Consider the following 20,169-nt stretch of genomic DNA (forward strand, 5'->3'; position numbering starts at 1 on the left):
CTCGAGGTCGACGACGCCGGGCCGGGCATCGACGCCGCCGACGTACCGCGGGTGTTCGACCGGTTCTACCGTGCCGACAGCGCCCGGGCGTTGCCGGGATCCGGTCTGGGGCTGTCGATCGTGCAGCGGGTCGTCGACGCCCACGGCGGCCGGGCCACCGTCGCCCGCTCCGCACGCGGTGGCGCGCTGCTTCGGGTCGGCCTTCCGGCCGCGGCCCCGCCCGCCCCGATCGCTCGGCTCACCGCCGGGGAGGACACCGCGGCGCGCTGACCCGCCCCGGCGGCGCGGCGCAGGACAAGGGACGGCGGCCCTCAGGCATGGCCCCGCGCGACTCACCGTCGGGGCAGGACACGGTGCGCCGACCCCAGCCCCGGCCGCACGGCGCAGGACCAAAGGGCGGCGACCGTCGGGCCCACGAAAAAATCCGGGACGGGCCTGGGGCCCCGTCCCGGATCTCGTCCGTGCCGCCGCGCTCACCGTTGCAGCGCGGGCTCCTCGTCGTCGGCGAGCGACTGTTGACCGTCCGGCAGCTCCGCCGCTGGACGGGACAGCCGGCTCGGCCACCACATCCGCCGGCCGATCAGCAAGGTGAGGGCGGGCACCAGGACCGACCGCACCAGCAGGGCGTCGAGCAGCACGCCGAAGGCGACCAGGAACCCGACCTCGATCAGCATCACCAGCGGAAGTGTGACGAGGACCGCGAACGTGGCCGCCAGGACCAGGCCTGCCGAGGTGATGACGCCACCGGTGGCCGAGAGGGCTTTGAGCATGCCCTCTCTGGTGCCGAGACGCACGGTCTCCTCCCGGGCCCGGCTGGCCAGGAAGATGTTGTAGTCGACGCCGAGCGCCACCAGGAACAGGAATGCCAGCAGCGGCACCGAATAGTCGATCCCCTTGAACCCGAGGACCGTGTCGAAGACGAACACGCTGCCGCCGAAGGCTGCGGCGAATGAGACGATCACGGTGGCCATCAGGACCAGCGGGGCCAGGATCGCGCGCAGCAGCAGCCCGAGGACGATCAGGACGACGGCGAGCACCAGCGGGATCACCAGCTTCTCGTCGCGCTTGGTGGTCACCTCGGTGTCGAGGTTCTCCGCACTCGGCCCGCCGACGATCGCCTCCGCCCCGCTCACTGCGTGCACGGCGGTGCGCACCCGCTTGATCGTGTCGTACTCCGCGACGGTGTCCGGCGCGTCCTTCGGGAACACGGAGATGTTGGCCCAGCCACCGCTGGTCTGCTCCGGGACGGCCAGGGCCACACCGCGAGTGTCCTTGACGATGTCGAGCACCCGCTCCTGGTGCGCCGGCCGCGTGAAGATCGTCATCGGCTGGCCGCCGAGCTCCGGGAAGTGCTGGCGGAGAACGGTGAAGCCGGTGACCGACTCCGGCGCGGACAGGAACTGGTCCTGCTCCCGCAGGGCGCCGGTGTTGCCCGCCAGCCCGAGGGCGAGCACGCCGAGGACTCCGAGCGAGCCGAGCGTCGCCACCCACCGGCGGCGGCTGATGGCGGTGCCGAGCCGTCCCCACAGCCCCGGCTTCTCCTCCACGGCCGTGCTGAACCGCGGGATGGTCGGCCAGAAGATCCGCCTGCCGAGCACCACCAGCACCGCCGGGAACAGCGTCAGCATGGCCACCAGCGCGCACAGGATGCCGGCCGCACCGATCGGGCCCAACCCGCTGGTGCTGTTCAGGTCCGCGACGAGCAGGCAGAGCAGGCCGGCGACCACGGTTGCCGCGGACGCGACGATGGCCGGCGCCGCGCCGCGTAGCGCGTGGACCATCGCGACCCGGACGTTCTCATGGTGGTGCAGTGCCTCCCGATATCGAGCGATGAGCAACAGCGCGTAGTCCGTGCCGACGCCGAATACCAGGATCGTCAGCAGCGCCGAGTTCTGGTCGTTGACCACGATGCCGAAGCCCTTGACGAGCAGGTAGACGGTCCCCATCGAGGTCAGTGCGGCCGCGCCAACGGCGACCAGCGGGATGATCCACAACACCGGGCTGCGGTAGGTGAGGATGAGCAGGAGCGTGACGACGGCGATGGTGGTGAGGAGGACCTGCACGTCGATGCCGTCGAAGACGGCGTCCATGTCGCCGTCGACCGCGCCCGGGCCGGTCACGTCGAGTTCCAGGCCGGAGGGGCGGTCCTTCGTGGCGTCACGCAACGGGCCGACGATATCCTCCGGTCCGCCGTAGGCCGTGCTCACCTCGAGGGTGAACATCATCGCCTTGCGGTCGGTGGAGGGGCTCGTCGGTGAGCCCTCGTCCTCCTCGTCGGCCGCCGCCGTCGCCTTCGGCGGGTACCGCTTGGCAAGGGTGTTGTAGTGGCGCTCGACCGTCGCGCGGTCGGCGTCGGTCATGCCGTCGGCGCGGTGGTACACGAAGACGAACGTGCTGTCCTCACCGTCGGGGAGACTGTCGTCCAGCACCGCCACCTTGGTGGACTCGGCACTGGCCGGAAGGGTGTCTACCGCGCTGTCGGTGGTGACCGAGCTCAACTTACCGCTCAGCGGCACCATGCCCGCCGCCAGCACCAGCCACAAGCCAATCACCAACCATGGCACCCACCGGCCTGCCAACCGACCGGCCGGCGCTTCCCCGGACGGCGCTGCGTTGACTGCCATCACTAGCCTCCTACATACGGGTTGCATCGCTTATCTGACGCCGACTTCTTAGCGAGCGAACCTGAGACGACTGTTAATACGGTGCTCAGGCCGGTTGGCCGAACCATGTGCCCAGCGCACGCACCAGCGTGGTGGCGTCGAGGTCCTGCCCGGTAGGCAAGGCCCAGGCGACACAGCCGTCGGGCCGGATGAGCAACGCGTCGACGTCCACCCGGTCCGTGCGGGCGGTGACGGTGTTGACCCGTCCGGTCCACGCGGCCGCGGCGTCGCGGGCCTCCGCGCGGTCGACGAGGTCGAGCAGGAGCCCACGACCCTCACGCAGCAGGTCCGCCGACCGGGTCACCGCGGTGACGACGTCCGGGTCGGGCCGCTCCAGCGTCAACTTCATGTCCGGGCACAGGGTGCCGACGAACCGGTGGTCGTCGCCGAGGTCGTACCGGACGTCCATGTCGGCGAGCATGTCGGCGACGTACCGGTGGTCGTCGTCGAGGTCCATCAGGTCGGAGAACATCTCCCACAGCGCCCTGGTCTGCGGGTCGGGTCGCATCAGGGCCCGCGGCGGCAGGTCACTTGAGCAGGCTCGTTGCCTGCCGCCCACCGACCGGAAGGGTTGAGACGACAAAACCGCATCGTCCGATGCCGGTGGCTGCGACTTCAGGCGTCGTGTCGCAGGGTCTGCGGTTGCACCGCTGGGAACTTGGCTTCAAGCAGTATGGCCTTCGCCCTGTCACGCGGGCCTTGCACGGCCACGCCTTCGACGCCTTCATTGCGTCCCGTGCTTTCCCGCCGTGCTGTTGTTCCATCGCGGTTTCCCGTTCAGGTAAGGCGGGTGGCCCCGAGGTCACCTCCTTCCGAACCTCGGCCCCCTACGGGGGCGATCTGGCGCCGAGTCAGACGGCGCACAGTTCTCCCGCACACGGCTTTCCGACATCGTTCACCGACTGGCATGCACCGTCGCCCTGACTTCCGTCCGGAGTTCCCGTTGTGGAAGTACGCGCCCCAGCCCCGCAGCACGGGGTTGAGGTCGGCGACCACAGCGGACATCGGCCGCGTCGACTTCGAACACGCGGTCGCCGCGCGGACTTTGTCCCGCAGTACCGCAGCGCTCGTGCCGAGGGCCAGCGTTGCAGGTAGTAGATGCAGTCGCATCCCCAGGCATTCCAGCACCTTCGCCGCCAGTTCACGCGCCTGCTCGGCGCGTTTCCTGGTCGGCGACAGGACCACGAAGTCATCGCAGTAGCGCACCAACGTCCCCAACCGGCGGCCTTCGTGCTGCCATGCCTCATCCAGCACGTGCAGCGCGATGTTGCCCAGCAACGGGGAAATCGGTGAGCCCTGCGGGGTTCCCATCCGCAGCCAAACTCGGATCAGCTTCAGCATCGACCGGTCCGATGCGCGCATCAGCTGGGCCTGGGCCGGGCGCTGACGTCCACGGCCAGGACCAGCCGCCCGCGCACCGCGGTAGCGGCAGCCCTGTGAGGACGCCACGGAGCCGTTCGACCTCGATCCAGCCCTTGTTCAGCGCGTCGTACGACGTGCCGTGCCCGCGCCGGTGCTCGGGCGGCAACGACAACCCGACCAGGGTTCGTACCGGCCCATCAGTACAGAGCACCGCGTCGGTGAGCTCGAACAGCGCGTCGACCCGCGCGGTCAGGCAGGCGTAGAAGTCGGTTGCTGAGTTTGGCTCCCGTCCATCGCCGACGGACTTTCGTGGGCGTGACTGCGGGCCCAGTTGCGACGGGCCTTGATTCTCGTGCGGGTGTCGAACGGCGCTCCGGAGAGAAGTACCGTGGTACCACCTCCCTCCCGAAGATGACGACCGCAGTACGACGAAACAGGACGGAATCGGGCCTAGCGTTCAGGCTATGACGAGACCTGGAAGTCCACTGCGGAGGTTCGGGGCGGCCATCATGGCGCTGGCCGCGGCGTTCGCTGTCGTCGCCTGCGGGTCGGACGCCGACAACAGTGCGGCGCCCGCCGCGACCGGATCGCACGGCGCGCACGCGAGCGGGTCGTCGGCTCCACCGCAGCCGCTGCGCGCCGGCGAGCGGTTCGTCGACCTGAAGATGGCCGAGGCCTACACGCCCGCGCCGCCGGAGGGCGGCACGGACGAGTACCGGTGCCAGGTGATCGATCCGGGCCTGACCAAGGCGGCGTTCCTGACCGGGACCCAGTTCACGCCGGAGAACGTCGCCATCGCACACCACGCAATCGTGTACGCGGTGCCGCCGGGCGGCGCTGCCGCGGTGCGCGAGCAGGACGCGAAGACGCCCGGCCTCGGCTGGCAGTGTTTCGGCGGGACCGGCGTGGCCGGCGCCGAGGTGGAAGAGGGGGACGCGGCGTGGGTGGACACCTGGGCGCCGGGCGCCACGGAGACGCTGCTCGACCAGGACGTCGGCTACAAGCTGGAGCCGGGCGGCCTGCTCGTCCTCCAGATCCACTACAACCTGCTCGCGACCGACGGCAAGCCGGCCGGGTCGGACCGCTCGGCGGTGCGGCTGCGGCTGACGGACGGCACGCCGCAGACCCGGGAACTCGAGACGTGGTCGCTCGACGCGCCGACCGACCTGCCCTGCGCCGCCGACGAGTCGGGTCCGCTCTGTGACCGGGCGGCCTCGATCGCGGACGTGACGAAGCGGTTCGGGCCGGATGTCGGCGAGATGGCGGACAGTCAGGTGGAGGAGTGCAACCAGGGCGGCGCGCCGAAGCCCGGGGACACCCAGACCTGCGACCACAAGGTGGAGGCGCCGACGACGCTGTTCGCCGGTTTCGGCCACATGCACATGCTCGGGCGGGCCATCAAGGTCGAACTCAACCCGGGCACGCCGAAGGCCCAGGTCGTGCTGGACGTGCCGCAGTTCGACTTCGACAACCAGCGGCTGATGAAGCTGCCGTCGCCGGTGGAGGTCGGCCCGGGGGACACGCTGCGGGTGACGTGTAAGCACGACGCGGGGCTGCGCAAACGGCTGCCGCAGCTGAGCAAGCTGCCGCCGCGCTACGTGGTGTGGGGCGACGGCACCAGCGACGAGATGTGCATTGGCATCATGGCGGTCTCCCCCCGCAAGTCCTGACGAGGCGTCGAACGTGTGTGAGCTCACTGAGGTCAACAAGCCGAAAAACAGCTCTGAGCTCCCACACATTCGCACTGAAGTCACACCCGTGCGGCGTCGTGGCGGTCGGACGGGCGGTGACGTGGGCGGCTGCAGGCGGACCCGGCAGCGGAGCGGTCGACCACGCGGAGCGGATCGGCCCGGAGCGGTGCGGCTGGGAACCACAGTCGCGCCCCCGGCGGACGCGCGAGATGAAGCGCTAAATCGGCCGGGTGAGTCTCAGGTCGTAGGCGAGGATGACGGCCTGGATCCGGTCCCGTGCGCCGATCTTGGCGAGGACCCGCCCGACGTGGGTCTTCACCGTCGACTCCGACAGCGTGAACCGTTGCGCGATCTCGCCGTTGGTGAGGCCGCGGCCGATGGCGACGAGGATCTCGCGCTCGCGGCCGGTCAGGGAGTCCAGCCGGGGATCCTCCCGCACGGGCCCGCAGAGGTCATCGCCGAGCTGGTCGGCGAACGCGTCGAGCAGCCGCCGAGTCAGCGCCGGCGCGATCACCGCCTCCCCGGCGGCGACGGCCCGGATGCCGGCGAGCAGCTCCTCCGGGCGGATGTCCTTCAGCAGGAAACCGCTCGCCCCGGCCCGCAGCGCCGCGAGCGCGTACCGGTCCACGTCGAACGTCGTCAGCACCAGGATCCGCGAACGCCCACCGGCGGCGGCGATGCGCCGGGTGGCCTCGATCCCGTCGTCGCCCGGCATGCGGATGTCCATCAGCACCACGTCGGGATGCAGCTCGGTGGTCCAGCGAACGGCCTCGGCGCCGTTCTCGGCCTCGCCGACGATCTCGGTGTCGGGGGTGCTCTCCAGCAGCATGCGAAACCCGAAGCGCTGCAGCGGCTGGGCGTCCACCACGAGCACAGAGATCATGAATGGCTGCCTTTCAGGGTCGTGTAGACGGTCCAGCCGCCGTCCGATGCGGGGCCGGCGCTGACCGTGCCGCCGTAGAGCGCGGGGCGTTCGGCCATGCCGGAGAGGCCGAGACCCGCGTCGCCCGGCGATGCCTACTTCATACTGAGCGAACCTGAGACGACTGTTAAAGCGGCGCTCAGGCCGATTGGCCGCCGGCGCGGGTTCGTCGTCGGGCGGGCCGCTGTCGTGCACGACGATGTGGACCTGGCAGGAGTCGGCCGCCAGGCTCAGGTCGACGGTGGTGCGCGGGCCGGCGTGCTTGAGGGCGTTGGTCAGGGCCTCCTGCACGATGCGGAGGGCGGCCAGTTGCACGCCGAGGTCCAGCCGGTCGGGGCTGCCGGATCGCAATCATTGCAACAGCCGATTTCGCAGCGCTCGGATCTCGTGCTGCAGGGCGACGTTCGACTCCTTGCGGTGCTCGATGATCACGCTTGTCTCGATCGGGGCTGGGAGACACTTGCGCACGGAAGCAGCCGAGGCTCCTCGGAAATAGCTCTAGCCTCGGGCTTTCATGAGTGCCGGCAGGCTGTCCAGCAGTCGATCACGCAAGCAGAAAGTTCCTCTGACCAGCGAGAATAAGGATTCTTGAGACCCTTGTTCCCGCGTCCGTCGGAGGCACTTCCCAGGTGAAGAGGCGTATCGGGTTGTACCCGCGTGTCCGGGGCGAGGATGGCGGCCGGGCGGTGGTTTCACAGGCGGGAGCCGTGCTGCTGGTCCAGACGGCCCGCAAGTCCGGTCTGGATACGGCGATATCGACGGCTCTGGCGCGCTGGCGCAAGCCGCGTGCGGTCCACATCCGGGGAAGATCCTGCTGGACGTGGCCCTCGCGGTCGCGCTCGGCGGGGACTGCCTGGCCGATGTGGCGATGCTGCGGGCCGAGCCGGCCGTGTTCGGTCGATCTCTGGCGGCGATCCGTGCTACCCGCACCGAAGTACGCACCCGTGTCTGGAAGTTGGCGGGCAAGGCGGCCACGGACGTCGACGGGCAGGTGACCGTGGACCTGGACGGCGTACTCGTGCTGTCCCACTCCGAGAAGCAGGATGCGACGCCAACCTGGAAGAAGACCTTCGGCCACCATCCGCTCATCGGCTTCGTCGACCACGGTCGGGCGGCTCCGGGGAGCCGGTCGCCGCACTACTGCGGCCCGACAACGCGGGCTCCAACACCGCAGCCGATCACATCGTCACCACCAGGCTCGCCCTGGCGCAGCTGCCGAAGACGTATCGGCGTGGACGCCGAACGCTGATCCGCACCGATTCCGCCGGCGGCACCCACGAGTTCGTGGCCTGGCTCGCGCAGCGCGGCCGGTGGCTGTCCTACTCGGTCGGCATGACTGCACGAGCGGGACCAGGGCCTGGCTGTCATGGACGTTGGCCGCGGAGATTCCGACAGACAGGGGCAGACCGTTCCGGTCGATGATCAGGTGGATCTTCGAGCCATATTTGCCCCGGTCGACAGGATTCGGACCTGTCAGATCCCCCTCTTCAGAGCCCGCATGTTGACCGAATCGATCGCGCAGCGGGACCAGTCGCGGCCAGCACCTCGCGGTCGCCGTGCCGACGTCGGCCACCACCTTGGGGCCGCGTGGCGCCTCCGACACAACCCACTGGAACAGCCCCCACAACTCGTCCGGCACCAGCCGCTCGCCGGCGTGTCCATCGCGGCCTGAACGCGCACCGCCACCGCCACCGCCCACACCCGCAGCCCCCAGCCCACGAATAACTTGACAACGCCATGCTCTACATACCGCTGAGCGCCATCATAAGAGCACCGACGGACAGCAGCGTGCCGACGACATAACCGGCGCCACCGGCCACCATCGCCTGCGTACCCGTCAAATGTCGGCGCGTCACCAGATAGACCACGAGACCGACCGCGAAACCGAGCAACGCATGGAAAAGCGTCAAAAGCCAGCCGACGCCCACGGCCACGGCAACGCACCCGACGGCCAGCAGCGCTCCTGCCGGGCTGAGGTCACGTCGGACGAGCGGGTACGTCACAGCACCGGTGACAATCGCTATGACCACGGTGAGAATGGCAAGAATATAGAAAGCACTCACGTCGGACCTCCCGCTCAACGCTGACATTTCTTAGGGTATGGGCCGTACTCGCCGATCGGCAGGTATGGCTCGCTGAACTTCTATTCCTAATCCGTCAGTTGAACTCGCGTCACGCAAGAAGGTCCACCGGTCCGGCGCGGTGGATTTCAGGACCAGGCTGAGCGGAAGCGTCCGGTGTCGGCGCCGACCCCCTCGGTGGCGAGGGCGACGATCGCGTCCGTGCCCTCGGTGAGGATTTGGGGGCCGCTGTGACCGTTGAGATCGGTCGCCGTGTAGCCGGGGTTGACGGCGTTGACGCGGGGATGTCCTTGAGCCCCTTCGCGTACTGCGTGGTCAACATCGTCAGCGCCGCCTTCGACGAGGTGTACAGCGGCGCGACGACACGCGACTCGGGTCGGTCGGGGTCGTGGGTGAGGGCGAGGGAGCCCATGCCGCTGCTGACGTTGACGATCACAGGGTCGTCCGAGCAGTGCAGCAGCGGCAGGAACGCGGTGGTGGTGCGGACCACGCCGATGCTTGCGAAGCCACGCCGCGAAGGTGTTCGCGGTGCGGTCCGCGAGAACGTCGACAGGACAGTGGGTGGCCATGTCGACCAGGATCGTCGCGTAGGTGCGACCGCCGCCGGCAAGATTGCCTGCACCGTCGATCCCGAAGCCCCCCGCCGACGCGACGAGGCGTTCTGGAGTGGTCAGGTGCCGACGCCGCCTCCGTTCCCGGCCCTGTGAGGGGGAGCACTGGCCGACCCGCCCGATCGGCTTGCGGCGACGCTGGCCCACCAAGGTCGCATTGAGAGGGGCGGACGGCACGGTCGCTTCGACGACATGTGTGGACCGGGTGGACCCTGCTCACGCGCACCGCGACCGACGCGCACCCCGCTGGCCCGGACGCGGCCTCCCGCGAGGTCCTTCGCGGCCGTGCGGCACCCGGGACCGTGGAGTCCGCGGCGAACACCCCGCGCGTCGAAGGTGCAGAAACGGCTGGAGCTGTTCGGGTGGCTGTCGTAGTGCAGTTGGCGCCAGCGCCGACGCCACTCCGGCCGAGGCTGACTACCTCAGTTCGCGTCACCGCAGAGTCTCGATTTGGGCAGCGGAGAGGGCCTGATCGAAGACCTGGACGTCCTTGATGCTGCCGAGGAAGAAGTCGACCGGATCACCGGCGAACTTTCCGCGGCCGATCACCAGGGGACCAGTGGATTCGATGGGTTCGGTGCCATTCACGGTGTCCCCCGGTGCACCGTTGACGTAGAGGCATATGCGGCCGCTCGACTCGTCGCAGACACCGGCCAGATGGGTCCAGGCGTTGGTGGCCGGAGCAGTGGACGACAGTGCGCGGACTTCGTTGCCCCGGTGGGAGAACGCCCAGCGGAGGTCTTCGCTCGAGTATTGGAGATAGAAGACGCTGTCGGTGTCTGCGTCCTGACTGACGGCGGTGGCGAAGGAGTCGGGGATCTCGGGAAGAAAGACCCATGCTGACACGGTGAAGCTGCGACCGGCGCCGGTGGCCAGAACCGGGCCCTGGGTCGTGATTTCGCTGCCGACACCGTCGAACTGGGGAGCACCGTCCGGACCTCTACCCCACTGGACCCTTGTTGCGGTGCCGTTGTGGCCTCCGGCGGTGTCGGTGGCGGACGTGCCGGAACGTTCGTCAAGAGGCCAGGAACCGACGGGTATCGGGCCCGTCGGCGCGCGTGATGCGGATGGCGTTGACTGGCCGGGCGACGTCGACGACGCGGCGGACTTCCTTGTGTTGGGCCGGGTGAGGACAACACCTGTCGTGACGCCTGCCGCCACGAGCGCGGAGGCGAGCCCGGACAGCAGAAGGGTTCGTCGGGTGCTGCCTCCCGCTGCGACCGGAACCTCCGTGTTGGACGGAGACGGCAGGGCGGTGTCCACGTGGGTGGGAGTGCGCTGTGGGGTGCTGTGGGGCGCTGGGCCAGCGACAGTGGCAATCGGGTCGTGTCCGCCGAACATATGCGTCCGATTGACGGCAGGTGGGAAGCCGCCGGTCACCGGGCCTGGGGCGCCCGGCCTGCCCGCAGCGTCGCCGGTGCCGATCCGGGTGAGGATCTCGCGCGGCGTCGGACGCTGCCCGGGACTCTTGGCCAGACATTCGGTGACGAGGGCACGCAGGGCAGGATCGGTCAGGCCACCGATGTCGGGCTCAGTGTGTACAACGCGGTAGAGCAGCGCGGGGGTGGGCCCGGCACCGAACGGGTTGGTTCCGGTGGCCGCGTACGCCAGGACCGCGCCCAGGGAGAACACATCGCTGGCCGAGGCGACTTCGCCGGCGCTGATCTGCTCCGGTGACATGTAGCCCGGGGAGCCGGCTATCAGCCCGGTTCGGGTGAGGGCGCTGGCCTCGACGATGCGGGCGATGCCGAAGTCGATGACTCTCGGTCCGTCCTCGGCGAGCAGCACATTGGACGGCTTGAGGTCACGATGGACGAGACCGGCCTGGTGAATGGATACCAGTGCCTCGGCCAGCCCGGCCGCGAGAGCCAGGACGCTGGGCGCCGAGAGCGGTCCTTGAGTGTCGACGGCCTGTTGCAGCGACGGGCCCGCGATGTAACTGGTGACCAGCCAGGGCTGTTCGGCGTCAGGATTGGCATCAACCACCGCGGCCGTGAACGCGCCGCTGACAAGCCGTGCCGCTTGCACTTCCCGGCTGAAACGGGCGCGGAATCCAGGCTCGCGGACAAGCTCAGGATGCACCACCTTCACCGCGACGCTCCGGCCGCCCGGGGAACGCGCAAAGAAGACCTGGCCCATACCGCCCGCGCCCAGGCGTCCAAGTAGCTCATACTCCCCGACGGATCGCGGGTCCTCGGGTTTCAGCGCTTCCACGTACCCCTCCGTATGAACCTCTTCTGCACGTCACCTAGTGAACGTCGGTGCCATATGGAGTAGTTGATGCGCGCGTGACGCAACGGTCTTACCTTTCCTCACCATCCGGACGAGGACCCCGACCGGTGCCGGAGCCTCACGTGCGACGATGCGCTGTGCAAGGGCGGGGACACCCCTCAGCGCAACAGTCGCTGGCTACCGGGACTGACAGGCCTTTCGCCAAGCAGGTTCCCAATAAGTGGGCCAAAGCCGAAGTGCATGCTCCTGAACTGCAACGATATGACCGCCGAGGGCTTCGTCGCTTGTATGGAAAGGAGCACTTCTCGCGAGGCCAAGCCGAGACCTTTCAAGATCACATAAGGCAGAGGGCGACAGGCGGCCCAAGCCCCCTCATTCTGGGGAGACCACCGCGTCGGGCACTTGTACCTCAGCGTCAACCCGATGGAATCACGGCGCCAAGCCACCAAGCAGACGCCCCCCAAAATGGGGCCGAACGAACCGCTCTTCAAGGGGAGTGCTGTATGTGACGCAGTGATTCCCAATGTGGTCAGTCAAGTGGCCTGAGCAGTGGGCGGCATGAGCTCATAGCGCCGTCCGTCGCGCAGGAGTGCCCACAGGAGGTTGAACGCGGCGGTTGTAGCGCTGCGAGCGCCGCAGGTTGCCGCTGATCTTCCCGGAATCGCGGGGCACCGGGGCGACGCCGGCGAGGCGGTCGGCGGTGTCCAAGGCCGTCATTTCGCCGCCGGTCGCGGTGAGGAACTCGGCGCCGAGGATGACGCCCATGCCGGGCAAGCTGGTGATCACGCCGAAGGCGTGGTGGTCGCGAAACCGGGCCTCGATGTCCTTGTCGAGATCGGCAACCTGCTGGTTGAGGCCCATCACTTCCTTCGCCAGCGTGTGCACCAGTTCCGCGGCCAGCTTCTCGCCGGGCAGGGCGCACGACATGGCGGTTGCGCAGCCAGGTCACCAGCCGCTTGGTCCCCATTCTGCGGATGGCCGCCGGGGTCTGGTACCTGGTCAGCAAGGTGAGCGGGCCGGTATTGGTCAGGTCCAACGCCCGTTCCAGACCAGGGAAAACGCCGGTGAGCTGGGCTCGCAAGCGGTTGACGGTGCGGGCGGTCAGCGACCAGGTCCGTGCGCCGGCCGGTGAGGACCTGAGATCGGTGACAGTGTCGTGGGTGGCGCGTAAGGGGTGCAGGTCGCGGCGGACGCGGACCTGGTCTGCGATGACGGCGGCGTCCTTGGCGTCGGTTTCGCCCTCGCCGCGGGATTGCGGGCACCGGGCCGGCCCCGTCTGCCGATAGGACTCGAAGGTCCAGATGATCTCTAGGACGACTCGGCCCTGCACCAATGTGGCAGGGGCCCCGTCCACAGGAGGCTCATGAGCTGCCTTCGGGCCCCATTAGAACTACCGCTATTCCACTGACCACCAGGTTGTCATCGACGCCAACACACGGCTGGTCGTAGCGGCCGGACGCCCACTCAGCGCTGTGCATCGTGAAGGTGCAGGTCACGAGTCGGGCGTGAGTTGTCTTCGGCGTACTCGTGCTGGTCGTGGGCGGCAGTCTGAGGTGTAGATCGTCTGGCAGGCGCGGGTTTTGCGATTTCTCGCCCGCCGTATCGGATTGCGCTCGTACGCTCCGGCGCATGGTGGACCTCGAGGTGCATGAGCGGATCACCGCGCGCCGCGCGGAACAGGGGGCACCGAAACTGCTGGGCTATTGCGGGAGCTGAAACTCTTGGTCGGGCCGCTGCGGGATCAGCGGCCGGCCCGGTTAATCGGTTGCGGACCTTCGGGATGGAGTGTCGGATCCCGGCTATGACGATTGTGCTGGGTACGCCGACTGTCGACGGGGTACGCGATGCCATGGCCGCGCTGCGAGAGTGGCAGTACGACGAAGCGCCGATGCAGTTGCATTCCGGGGACATCGGCTGGAACTGCCGGTTCGGAACGGCCGAGACGGCCGCAGTGGTTCGGACCTGGAGTCGGGGCGGGCGGATTCTCGCGGTCGGGATGCTCGACTCGCCGACGCTGATGCGGATGACGGTCGTTCCGGACGCTTTCCAGGATGAGGACTTGGCGCGGCGGCTTGTCCAGGACTTCTCGCTGCCTGAGCGCGGCGTGCTGCCGGAAGGAGCGGTGTCCATCGAGGCGCCGCTGGGCCTGCTGCTCCACGACCTGCTCAGCAAGGAGGGCTGGGGCGTCGGCGAACCGTGGACGCCGCTCTTCCGCGACCTCACCGAGCCGGTGGAGGACCCCGGCGTGCGGATCAAGTCGCTCGGCTCGGAGCAGGCGCAGGACTTCGCCGACGTCCTGCGGTCGGCGTTCAGCACCTCGCGGCCTACGGGCGAATACTGGCACGCGATGTCGGCGGGACCGTTCTACGCCGACGCCCGTTGCCTGGGCGCCTATGACGACCAGGGCAACGTGGCGGCGGTGGTGACGGTGTGGTCGGCCGGCCCGGGGAAGCCGGGGCTGGTCGAGCCGATGGGTGTCCACGAGGACCACCGTGGTCGCGGCTACGGCCGGGCGATCACCGTGGCCGGGGCGGCCGCGCTGCGGGAGATGGGCTCGTCGAGCGTACGTGTAGGCACGCCGAGTTCCAACGTCGGCGGCGTCGCCACGTACAAGGCGGCCGGGTTCGAGGTGCGGCCAGAGGTGCGGGACCGGATCCGGACGGCCTGACGCCGGGGCGGCTCGGTAAGGCGGCAGTCTGGGGCGTAGATCATCTGGCATGTGCGGGTTTCCGGTTTCTCATCCGCCGTCTCGGGTTGCGCTCGTACGCTCCGGCGCATGGTGGACCCCGAGGTGCATGAGCGGATCACCGCGCGCCGCGCGGAGCTGGATGAATTCGAAGAGCAGCTGGGTCAATCAGCTGTCCGAGGTGCTGGCCGAGCGGGACGAGCTGGCCGTGGCGGTGCGGGTGTGGCAGCGGATGAGCGAGCATCTCGCTGCCGAGCGGGCAACGGCCGGGTCGCCGGTGGTGCAGGTGGTGGATCGGGCGGTGCGGCTGGTCCCGGACCGGGTGTCAGGGGTGGCCGAGTCCGCGCTGCCGGCGGACTACCAGCACATCCTGGCCGCCGTGCGGCAGGCGGGCCGGTCGCCACCCGGGCCGTCGGTGAGGCGTTGGGTATGGACACCGGGGTGCGGGGCAAGCTGGAGCCGCTGCGCGGGAAGCAGTGACCGCCGACCTGTACGCCGAAAACCTCACCCCGCGCCGACGCCACAACAGCCCGTCCGCCACTGCCGCAGGCCCAGCGGGGCGCTGTGTCACCCCATGCCGACCGACTGATCAAAACCGACCGAATGACGCAGCGGCCTCGCCGGTTGCCCGATGCCCTCCGGCTGCCTTGCGCTTGGCAGCGCCGCTCTCGCCGAACCGGGCACAGTGCGGGCGCCGCAGGATTCGGGCAGGAGGTTCCGCTCCGCCGGGATTCATCGTCGCTTGTCGGTCGGGCCGAACACCTTCTACGAGGCTGCTCGCCGGAGCGCCTGCTGCCTGAGCTGCCACACGCCCTCAAGCCGCGACAGCGTCGTTTGGGGCTGCTGCTGTAGGAAGGCTTCACGCTGGGATGCGAGCGTGGCGCGCAGTCCGCTCTCGGCGTCGCAGCGCCGGTCCGCCGTGGCCTCCCTGCGCTGGTCACGGTCGAGCGAGGCGGGGCTCATTCCCTGGGCGGCCTTGGCCTTCAGCGACTGGATCAAGGCCGCGGGGCTCTGCGCCTTTCGTCCGTCCCTGGACATGCATCGCTGCCATCGGCCGAGCGCCGCCTGGTAGGGGCGGTCGTGGGCGAGGTAGGCGTCGAAGAGCATGTTCACGTCCTGCGGCACGAGGACGTCTTCGAATGCGGCGCGAACACTGCCGTACAGGTGGGCCTGTGTCCGGGCCGTGCAGCCGCCGGTGGCGTAGGACCCCTTGTCGCCACTGGGCAGTGTCAGGGGGGCCGCCTGGTCGGCCGGCCCGTTGAGGGCGGTGACATAGCGGTTCCGTTCAGCGGAGGGCAGGGAACGCACGTACTGGTCCTGCGCGGGTTCGCCCGAGCCGCCGCCCCCCTTGAGGGACACCCCGTAGCTGGGCGATGAGCCGGATCCGAGCACGTCGGCCGTGGTGACCCCGGCCGACGGCTCCGGGCCCGCGCTCGTGATCAGGTACCGCAGGCCCAGCTTCCGCATGCACCGCTGATCAAGCAGCTGCTGGGCGTTGAACAGCAGCCAGCGCTGCCGCTTCGCGGTGGCGTCGTTGGTGAGTACCGCGGCCGCGCGTTCGAGTGTCCGCGCCGAGGGCGCCGCGGGGTCCGGCCGGGAAGCCGGGCCGGCGACGCATCCGGCGACGCAGATCAGGACTGCGGCCAACGCGATCACGGAGAGCACGGTTGCCGTTTCACGGACGGTCATCCGTCGCGAAGGGTGGTTCATGATCAGCCTGCCAGTCATCTGTTCGCCGGTCGGGACGGTTCAGTAGTGGCAGTCCCAGGTCCACTGGTTGCTGGAGATCTTGTCGTTGATGTTCTGCGTCGGGTTGTCGTTCCAGTGCACTTGGGTGAAGTAGGGGTGGCGCCAGCCCTTCGGGAGGCAGCGTGAATGGCCGTGGTCATGCCCCGGTTCATCCCAGACAACGACGCCCATGCCGCTCGTGCCGTTGTTGAAGCCCGACGAGGCGCAATTGGACCAGGTGCCCGACGGACAAGCGGACTGGTAGAAGCTGCCCCAGCTGAGGTTGGATTCCTCGAACTGGCCCCGTGGTCCTTGGTAGTTGCCGTCGACCCAGACGCAGAAGTATGTCAGCGGACAGTCGGTCCAGGCCTGCGGCGACACATCGGACGAGCCGTTTGCCGGCGCGGACTCCGCAGGGGCGGACTCCGCGACGACCGGCGACGAGGCGTTCCCGCCGAGGTCGGATGCCTGTGCGGCGCCGGGTAGGGCGGCCAGGGTCAGGGCGGTGATCGCTATGGCCGCCACAGCGGTGGTGATTCTGGTCCAGATCACTGGTTTTCCTTCGCTGTCGTGGTGGTGTCGGCTCGTTGGTGCCGAAGAGCTCGCGGGCGGCATGCGCCGGGCAGGGCTTGTTACGGACCCCCTGCTCTTTACTGCGGCTCCCGCGACCGTGCGTCGTGGTGCCGGTCGGGGTGGCGGGCGGTGCTGGCACGGCTGTTTGGCGTGCGCACTCGCTTCGACGCGGCCGCGCGTACTTCATGTTGCCGATGCACTGCGGTGTCAGGCCGCCGATCGGTGGTTGAGCGGCCAACGCGATCACGAAGAGCACGGTTGCCACTTCACGGACGGTCATCCGTCGCGGAGGCGGTTCAGTAGTGGCAGTCCGAGCGCCACTGGTTGCCGGTGATCTTGTCGTTGATGTCCACCGTTGGGCTGGTGTTCCAGTGCACCTGGGTGAAGTAGGGGTGGCGCCAGCCCTTCGGGAGGCACCGCGTATGGCCGTTGTAATTCGGTCCATCAAAGACAACGACGCCCATGCCGCTCGTGCCGTTGTTGAAGCCCGACGAGGCGCAATTGGACCAGGTGTCCGACAACAGACAAGCGGACTGGTTGAAACGGTCCCAGTCGGGGTTGGAGTCCTTGAACTGGCCCCGTGGTCCTTGGTAGTTGCCGTCGACCCAGACGCAGAAGTACGTCAGTGGACAGTCGGTCCAGGCCTGCGGTGACACATCGGACGAGTCGCTCCTCTGCCCGGGATCCGCAGTGGCGGCCTCAGCGGCGACCGGCGACGAAGCCTCCCGGCCGAGGTCGGACGCCTGTGCGGCGCCAGGAAGGGCGGCCAGGGTCAGGGCGGTGATCCCTACGGCCGCCACAGCGGTGGTGATTCTGGTCCTGATCACTGTTCTCCTTGGTCGTGGTGTGGTGCTGGTCGTGGCTGAGGACGGTGGCGGCAAGGATGCTGGTACGGGCGCACTCGGATTTCGCGCCGCCAACGCGCCGCGGTGTCCCGGCACCGCAGATGGGTAGTCCAGGCGGCCGGCCTTGGCCGATACCGAGCGCGCGATTCGTCTCTTGTCGGAGGGCCCGTCGGTCATACGGTGTGCCGTGAATGTGGGCCCGAACCTTGCGAAAACCTTGCTTCACTGGTCAGCGCGGTGCACGGGATGGTGCAAGGTGACCTCGGGGGATGGGTGTGACGGATTTCCTGCTGCTGGGCACCGTCGGGTTACGGGGCGCGGACGGATCGGTGGTGGACCTGGGTCCGGCCAAGCAGCGCACGGTTCTGACGGCGTTGCTGGTGGACGCGGGCCGCTGGGTGACGATGGAGACGCTGATCGACCGGGTCTGGGGGGAGGACGTGCCGGCCCGGGTACGGCCCTCGCTCTCCACGCACATCGCCCGGATCCGCCGGACGCTGGCAGACACGGCCGTGCCTGTCGATACGGACACGGGTGTCGCAGCTGCGGCGTGGGCGCGGCGGATCGCACAGATGCCGAGCGGGTGGTGATGCTGCGGGAGGCGTTCGGGCTGTGGCGCGGTGAGCCACTGGCGGGCCTGGCCGGTGCGTGGGTCGAGCGCACCCGGCACAGCTGGGGGCAGCAGTGGATCGAGGCGGTGCCGGCGTGGTCCGAGGCCGAGCTCCGTGTAGGCAACCCGGCCGGGGTGATCGGCATGCTGAACGGTCTGGTCGCCGAGCATCCGCTCGTCGAACCGCTCACTGTGGCGCTGATGCGGGCACTGCACGCTGCCGGGCGCAGCCCGGAGGCCCTGGCCTGCTTCGCCGACCTGTAGAAGCGGCTGGTCGAGGAGCTGGGTACGGATCCGGGTGCCGAGGTGCAGCAGTTCGCTCCAGCCTGACGGCGGCCACCAGAAATGGTTCTGATCCACTTCTTGTGGGGCGGTGACACGACGTCACAAACGGCTGGAGGGATGGCCGTTCGTGTGATTGCAGCGTGTTCTCGTGGTTCTCCACGGCGTTCTCCCATCTCTCATCCGTGGTGGTGGAGGAAGTCAGCGCCGAGGGCCGCGAGGTAGCCCTCACGGCGCGGACGGTGACGGGCCAGGCGGCGTGCCCCGGATTGCCGCGCCGTGTCCCGCCGCGTCCATGATGGCTACCGGCGGCGGCTGGCCGACGTCGCAGCGGCTGGGCAGCAGGTCGTGATCGACCTGATGGTGCGACGCTTCCCCTGCCCGGCAGCAGGGTGCGACCGCCGCACGTTCGTCGAGCAAGTTGACGGGCTCACCGAGCGATTCGCGCGGCGCACACCGCTCCTACGTCGCTCGCTGGAGCGGATCGCACTGGCGCTCGCCGGGCGTCGGGGCGCTGGGCTGGCCGAGCACCTGTCCATCCCGACGAGTGCGAACTCCCTGCTCAGACTCGTACGCAGGCTGCCGGACAAGCAGGTCGGCGCCGCACCTCAAGTACTGGGCCTTGTTGATTTCGCCCTGAAGAAGGGGCACGTGTACGGAACGATCATCTTGAACATGGAGACCGGGGAACGCATCGATGTCCTGCCCGACCGCACCGCAGACACCCTCAGCGCATGGCTCCGGGCACGCCCGGGAGCGGAGATCGTCTGCCGGGACAGGGCCAGCTCCTACGCCAACCATTAGGCGCGATCACCGCTGGAGTGCCGCAACGGCCGACGACGACCTGCGCGGCGCCCTCAGCGTGTCGTTGCCCTCCACCCGCTTCTCCAACGACCTGCTTGCCATGGTCGTAGGTGAGCTCGGCGTCGCGACGGCGGGAGTGGAGCGGGCGTTCGCGCGTAAGGTCGCGGCCGAGAGACCCTGAGCTGACGGGTCATCGAGAAACCCGGCGGCGAGATCGTTCTCGGCCTATCATCGGCTTGACCCCGGGGACACGGATGGTGAACGGAATGGGCCAGCGGCGCGCTCTCGTGGTCGGGATCGCGGAGTTCGCCGCCGGCTCGCGGACCGTACCCGATGCGGAGGAGGCGATCGACTCCGCGGCTTGGCCGCCGTTGCCCGACGCCGGCGACTGGGCAGGCCGCGTCGCGGCGATGCTCGACGAGCTCGGCTACCAGGTGACCCTGCTGGCCGGGGCGACGGCGCCGGCGGCGGCCGACCTGGGCGCGGCCGTGACCCGCACGATCCAGGGGGTGGGCCCGGACGATGTCGTGATCGTCCACGTGATCACCCATGGCGACCAGCCCCCAGATCTGGACACCGCGTACGCGATCGGCGCCGACGGGCGGCGCGACGAGACGTGCAACGTCGACGCGTGGGTCCGGACCGTGGTCGCCGGCGGCGACGCACGACCACGGACCCTGTTCCTGCTCGACTTCTGCCGCTCCGGCGTTGCCACCGTGCCCCGTTGGCATCGCCGCCCTTTCCAGGCGTCGAACCGGGCCTGGGTCCTCGCCGCGTCGGCCCCCGACTCCGACGCCTTCGACTGCGCCTTCAGCCGCGCCGTCGTCCAGGTCCTCCGGGAGGTCGCGGCGGGAGACTTCTGCACGCATCCGTCCCGGCCCACGGTCCCGTACCTGGCGGTGTCCGCGCGGATCCGGGACGTCGTCGCGGGCGATGACGGCGACGACGTCCTGCTGCCGATCCAGGAGCCCACCGGGACGCCGATCGACACGATGACGGCCGCCCGGCTCGATCTGCCGTTCTTCCCGAACCCGGACCACCGGCGCGCCGCCTTCGATGACGCCCTCGCCGCCATGGAC

The 20,169-nt window shown here is 69.0% G+C and carries 19 protein-coding genes and 7 pseudogenes; 11 read left to right on the top strand and 15 right to left on the bottom strand.

Annotated elements, in window-relative coordinates; all coding sequences use genetic code 11:
- Positions 1–270 (top strand): ATP-binding protein (locus ACTWQO_RS46135; RefSeq protein WP_443243393.1); only part of this gene is annotated, 270 nt, incomplete at its 5' end.
- A gap of 203 nt (positions 271–473) precedes the next feature.
- On the opposite strand, the gene ACTWQO_RS46140 is transcribed toward ACTWQO_RS46135, so the two are convergent.
- The 4 genes and pseudogenes from ACTWQO_RS46140 to ACTWQO_RS46155 form a co-directional block, all read right to left on the bottom strand.
- The gene (locus ACTWQO_RS46140; RefSeq protein ID WP_443243394.1) at positions 474–2,624 is read right to left on the bottom strand and encodes an MMPL family transporter; all 2,151 of its coding nucleotides are present in this window, start codon (positions 2,622–2,624) and stop codon (positions 474–476) included.
- Between the two features lie 85 nt (positions 2,625–2,709).
- The gene (locus ACTWQO_RS46145; protein WP_443243395.1) at positions 2,710–3,171 is read right to left on the bottom strand and encodes an aromatic-ring hydroxylase C-terminal domain-containing protein; all 462 of its coding nucleotides are present in this window, start codon (positions 3,169–3,171) and stop codon (positions 2,710–2,712) included.
- A gap of 269 nt (positions 3,172–3,440) precedes the next feature.
- Positions 3,441–4,004 (bottom strand): reverse transcriptase domain-containing protein, encoded by a 564-nt coding sequence (locus tag ACTWQO_RS46150; RefSeq protein WP_443243396.1) that lies wholly within the window; start codon positions 4,002–4,004, stop codon positions 3,441–3,443.
- Positions 4,005–4,045: 41 nt separating this feature from the next.
- A pseudogene (locus tag ACTWQO_RS46155) lies at positions 4,046–4,278 on the bottom strand (transposase); the annotation flags it as partial.
- Between the two features lie 211 nt (positions 4,279–4,489).
- Between ACTWQO_RS46155 and ACTWQO_RS46160 the strand changes: the two are divergent.
- Positions 4,490–5,695: a monooxygenase gene (locus ACTWQO_RS46160; RefSeq protein ID WP_443243397.1), complete on the top strand. Its 1,206-nt coding sequence runs from the start codon at positions 4,490–4,492 to the stop codon at positions 5,693–5,695.
- A 238-nt stretch (positions 5,696–5,933) separates the two neighbouring features.
- Here the strand turns inward: ACTWQO_RS46160 and ACTWQO_RS46165 are convergent, their stop codons facing one another.
- Together ACTWQO_RS46165 and ACTWQO_RS46170 are read right to left on the bottom strand one after the other, a co-directional pair.
- Entirely contained in the window at positions 5,934–6,599 is a 666-nt protein-coding gene (locus ACTWQO_RS46165) for a response regulator (RefSeq protein WP_443243411.1), read from the bottom strand.
- A 237-nt stretch (positions 6,600–6,836) separates the two neighbouring features.
- Positions 6,837–6,953, bottom strand: a pseudogene (locus ACTWQO_RS46170) (hypothetical protein); the annotation flags it as partial.
- Between the two features lie 314 nt (positions 6,954–7,267).
- Between ACTWQO_RS46170 and ACTWQO_RS46175 the strand changes: the two are divergent.
- Positions 7,268–7,976, top strand: a pseudogene (locus tag ACTWQO_RS46175) (transposase); the annotation flags it as partial.
- Here the strand turns inward: ACTWQO_RS46175 and ACTWQO_RS46180 are convergent.
- The 6 genes and pseudogenes from ACTWQO_RS46180 to ACTWQO_RS46205 form a co-directional block, all read right to left on the bottom strand.
- A pseudogene (locus ACTWQO_RS46180) lies at positions 7,912–8,337 on the bottom strand (transposase); the annotation flags it as partial. The pseudogenes ACTWQO_RS46175 and ACTWQO_RS46180 overlap by 65 nt on opposite strands.
- A gap of 43 nt (positions 8,338–8,380) precedes the next feature.
- Entirely contained in the window at positions 8,381–8,701 is a 321-nt protein-coding gene (locus ACTWQO_RS46185) for a hypothetical protein (protein ID WP_443243398.1), read from the bottom strand.
- 146 nt (positions 8,702–8,847) lie between these two features.
- Positions 8,848–9,215 (bottom strand): annotated as a pseudogene (locus ACTWQO_RS46190) (SDR family NAD(P)-dependent oxidoreductase); the annotation flags it as partial.
- Between the two features lie 547 nt (positions 9,216–9,762).
- Positions 9,763–11,544: a protein kinase domain-containing protein gene (locus tag ACTWQO_RS46195; protein ID WP_443243399.1), complete on the bottom strand. Its 1,782-nt coding sequence runs from the start codon at positions 11,542–11,544 to the stop codon at positions 9,763–9,765.
- 582 nt (positions 11,545–12,126) lie between these two features.
- Positions 12,127–12,489, bottom strand: coding sequence for a transposase (locus tag ACTWQO_RS46200; protein WP_443243400.1), 363 nt, complete (start codon positions 12,487–12,489; stop codon positions 12,127–12,129).
- A 184-nt stretch (positions 12,490–12,673) separates the two neighbouring features.
- Positions 12,674–12,916 (bottom strand): annotated as a pseudogene (locus tag ACTWQO_RS46205) (IS110 family transposase); the annotation flags it as partial.
- Positions 12,917–12,950: 34 nt separating this feature from the next.
- Between ACTWQO_RS46205 and ACTWQO_RS46210 the strand changes: the two are divergent.
- The 3 genes and pseudogenes from ACTWQO_RS46210 to ACTWQO_RS46220 form a co-directional block, all read left to right on the top strand.
- Positions 12,951–13,067 (top strand): annotated as a pseudogene (locus tag ACTWQO_RS46210) (IS5/IS1182 family transposase); the annotation flags it as partial.
- Between the two features lie 296 nt (positions 13,068–13,363).
- Positions 13,364–14,230, top strand: a complete 867-nt coding sequence (locus ACTWQO_RS46215) for a GNAT family N-acetyltransferase (RefSeq protein ID WP_443243401.1) — start codon at positions 13,364–13,366, stop codon at positions 14,228–14,230.
- A 160-nt stretch (positions 14,231–14,390) separates the two neighbouring features.
- Positions 14,391–14,837: a hypothetical protein gene (locus tag ACTWQO_RS46220; protein ID WP_443243402.1), complete on the top strand. Its 447-nt coding sequence runs from the start codon at positions 14,391–14,393 to the stop codon at positions 14,835–14,837.
- Positions 14,838–15,013: 176 nt separating this feature from the next.
- Here the strand turns inward: ACTWQO_RS46220 and ACTWQO_RS46225 are convergent, their stop codons facing one another.
- The 3 genes from ACTWQO_RS46225 to ACTWQO_RS46235 all read right to left on the bottom strand — a co-directional run bounded on the left by ACTWQO_RS46225 (position 15,014) and on the right by ACTWQO_RS46235 (position 17,376).
- Positions 15,014–15,937 (bottom strand): hypothetical protein, encoded by a 924-nt coding sequence (locus tag ACTWQO_RS46225; protein WP_443243403.1) that lies wholly within the window; start codon positions 15,935–15,937, stop codon positions 15,014–15,016.
- A gap of 60 nt (positions 15,938–15,997) precedes the next feature.
- Positions 15,998–16,528, bottom strand: a complete 531-nt coding sequence (locus ACTWQO_RS46230) for a peptidase inhibitor family I36 protein (RefSeq protein WP_443243404.1) — start codon at positions 16,526–16,528, stop codon at positions 15,998–16,000.
- A gap of 317 nt (positions 16,529–16,845) precedes the next feature.
- Entirely contained in the window at positions 16,846–17,376 is a 531-nt protein-coding gene (locus tag ACTWQO_RS46235; protein ID WP_443243405.1) for a peptidase inhibitor family I36 protein, read from the bottom strand.
- Between the two features lie 287 nt (positions 17,377–17,663).
- Here ACTWQO_RS46235 and ACTWQO_RS46240 point away from each other — a divergent pair, with 287 nt between their 5' ends.
- The 5 genes from ACTWQO_RS46240 to ACTWQO_RS46260 all read left to right on the top strand — a co-directional run.
- Positions 17,664–17,984, top strand: a complete 321-nt coding sequence (locus ACTWQO_RS46240) for an AfsR/SARP family transcriptional regulator (RefSeq protein WP_443243406.1) — start codon at positions 17,664–17,666, stop codon at positions 17,982–17,984.
- Complete coding sequence (locus ACTWQO_RS46245; protein WP_443243407.1) at positions 17,945–18,268, top strand: AfsR/SARP family transcriptional regulator; 324 nt, start codon at positions 17,945–17,947, stop codon at positions 18,266–18,268. Before ACTWQO_RS46240 ends, ACTWQO_RS46245 begins: the two co-directional genes overlap by 40 nt.
- 297 nt (positions 18,269–18,565) lie before the next feature.
- Positions 18,566–19,090 (top strand): hypothetical protein, encoded by a 525-nt coding sequence (locus ACTWQO_RS46250; RefSeq protein WP_443243408.1) that lies wholly within the window; start codon positions 18,566–18,568, stop codon positions 19,088–19,090.
- A gap of 58 nt (positions 19,091–19,148) precedes the next feature.
- Positions 19,149–19,271 carry a hypothetical protein gene (locus ACTWQO_RS46255; RefSeq protein ID WP_443243409.1) on the top strand — a complete coding sequence of 41 codons (123 nt, stop codon included), beginning with the start codon at positions 19,149–19,151 and terminating at the stop codon, positions 19,269–19,271.
- An 85-nt stretch (positions 19,272–19,356) separates the two neighbouring features.
- Positions 19,357–20,169: hypothetical protein (locus ACTWQO_RS46260; protein WP_443243410.1), on the top strand; the 813-nt coding region annotated here is incomplete at its 3' end.

Origin of the sequence: Streptomyces sp. 4N124 (assembly GCF_052245395.1) — a bacterium.
Lineage (GTDB): Bacteria > Actinomycetota > Actinomycetes > Streptomycetales > Streptomycetaceae > Streptomyces.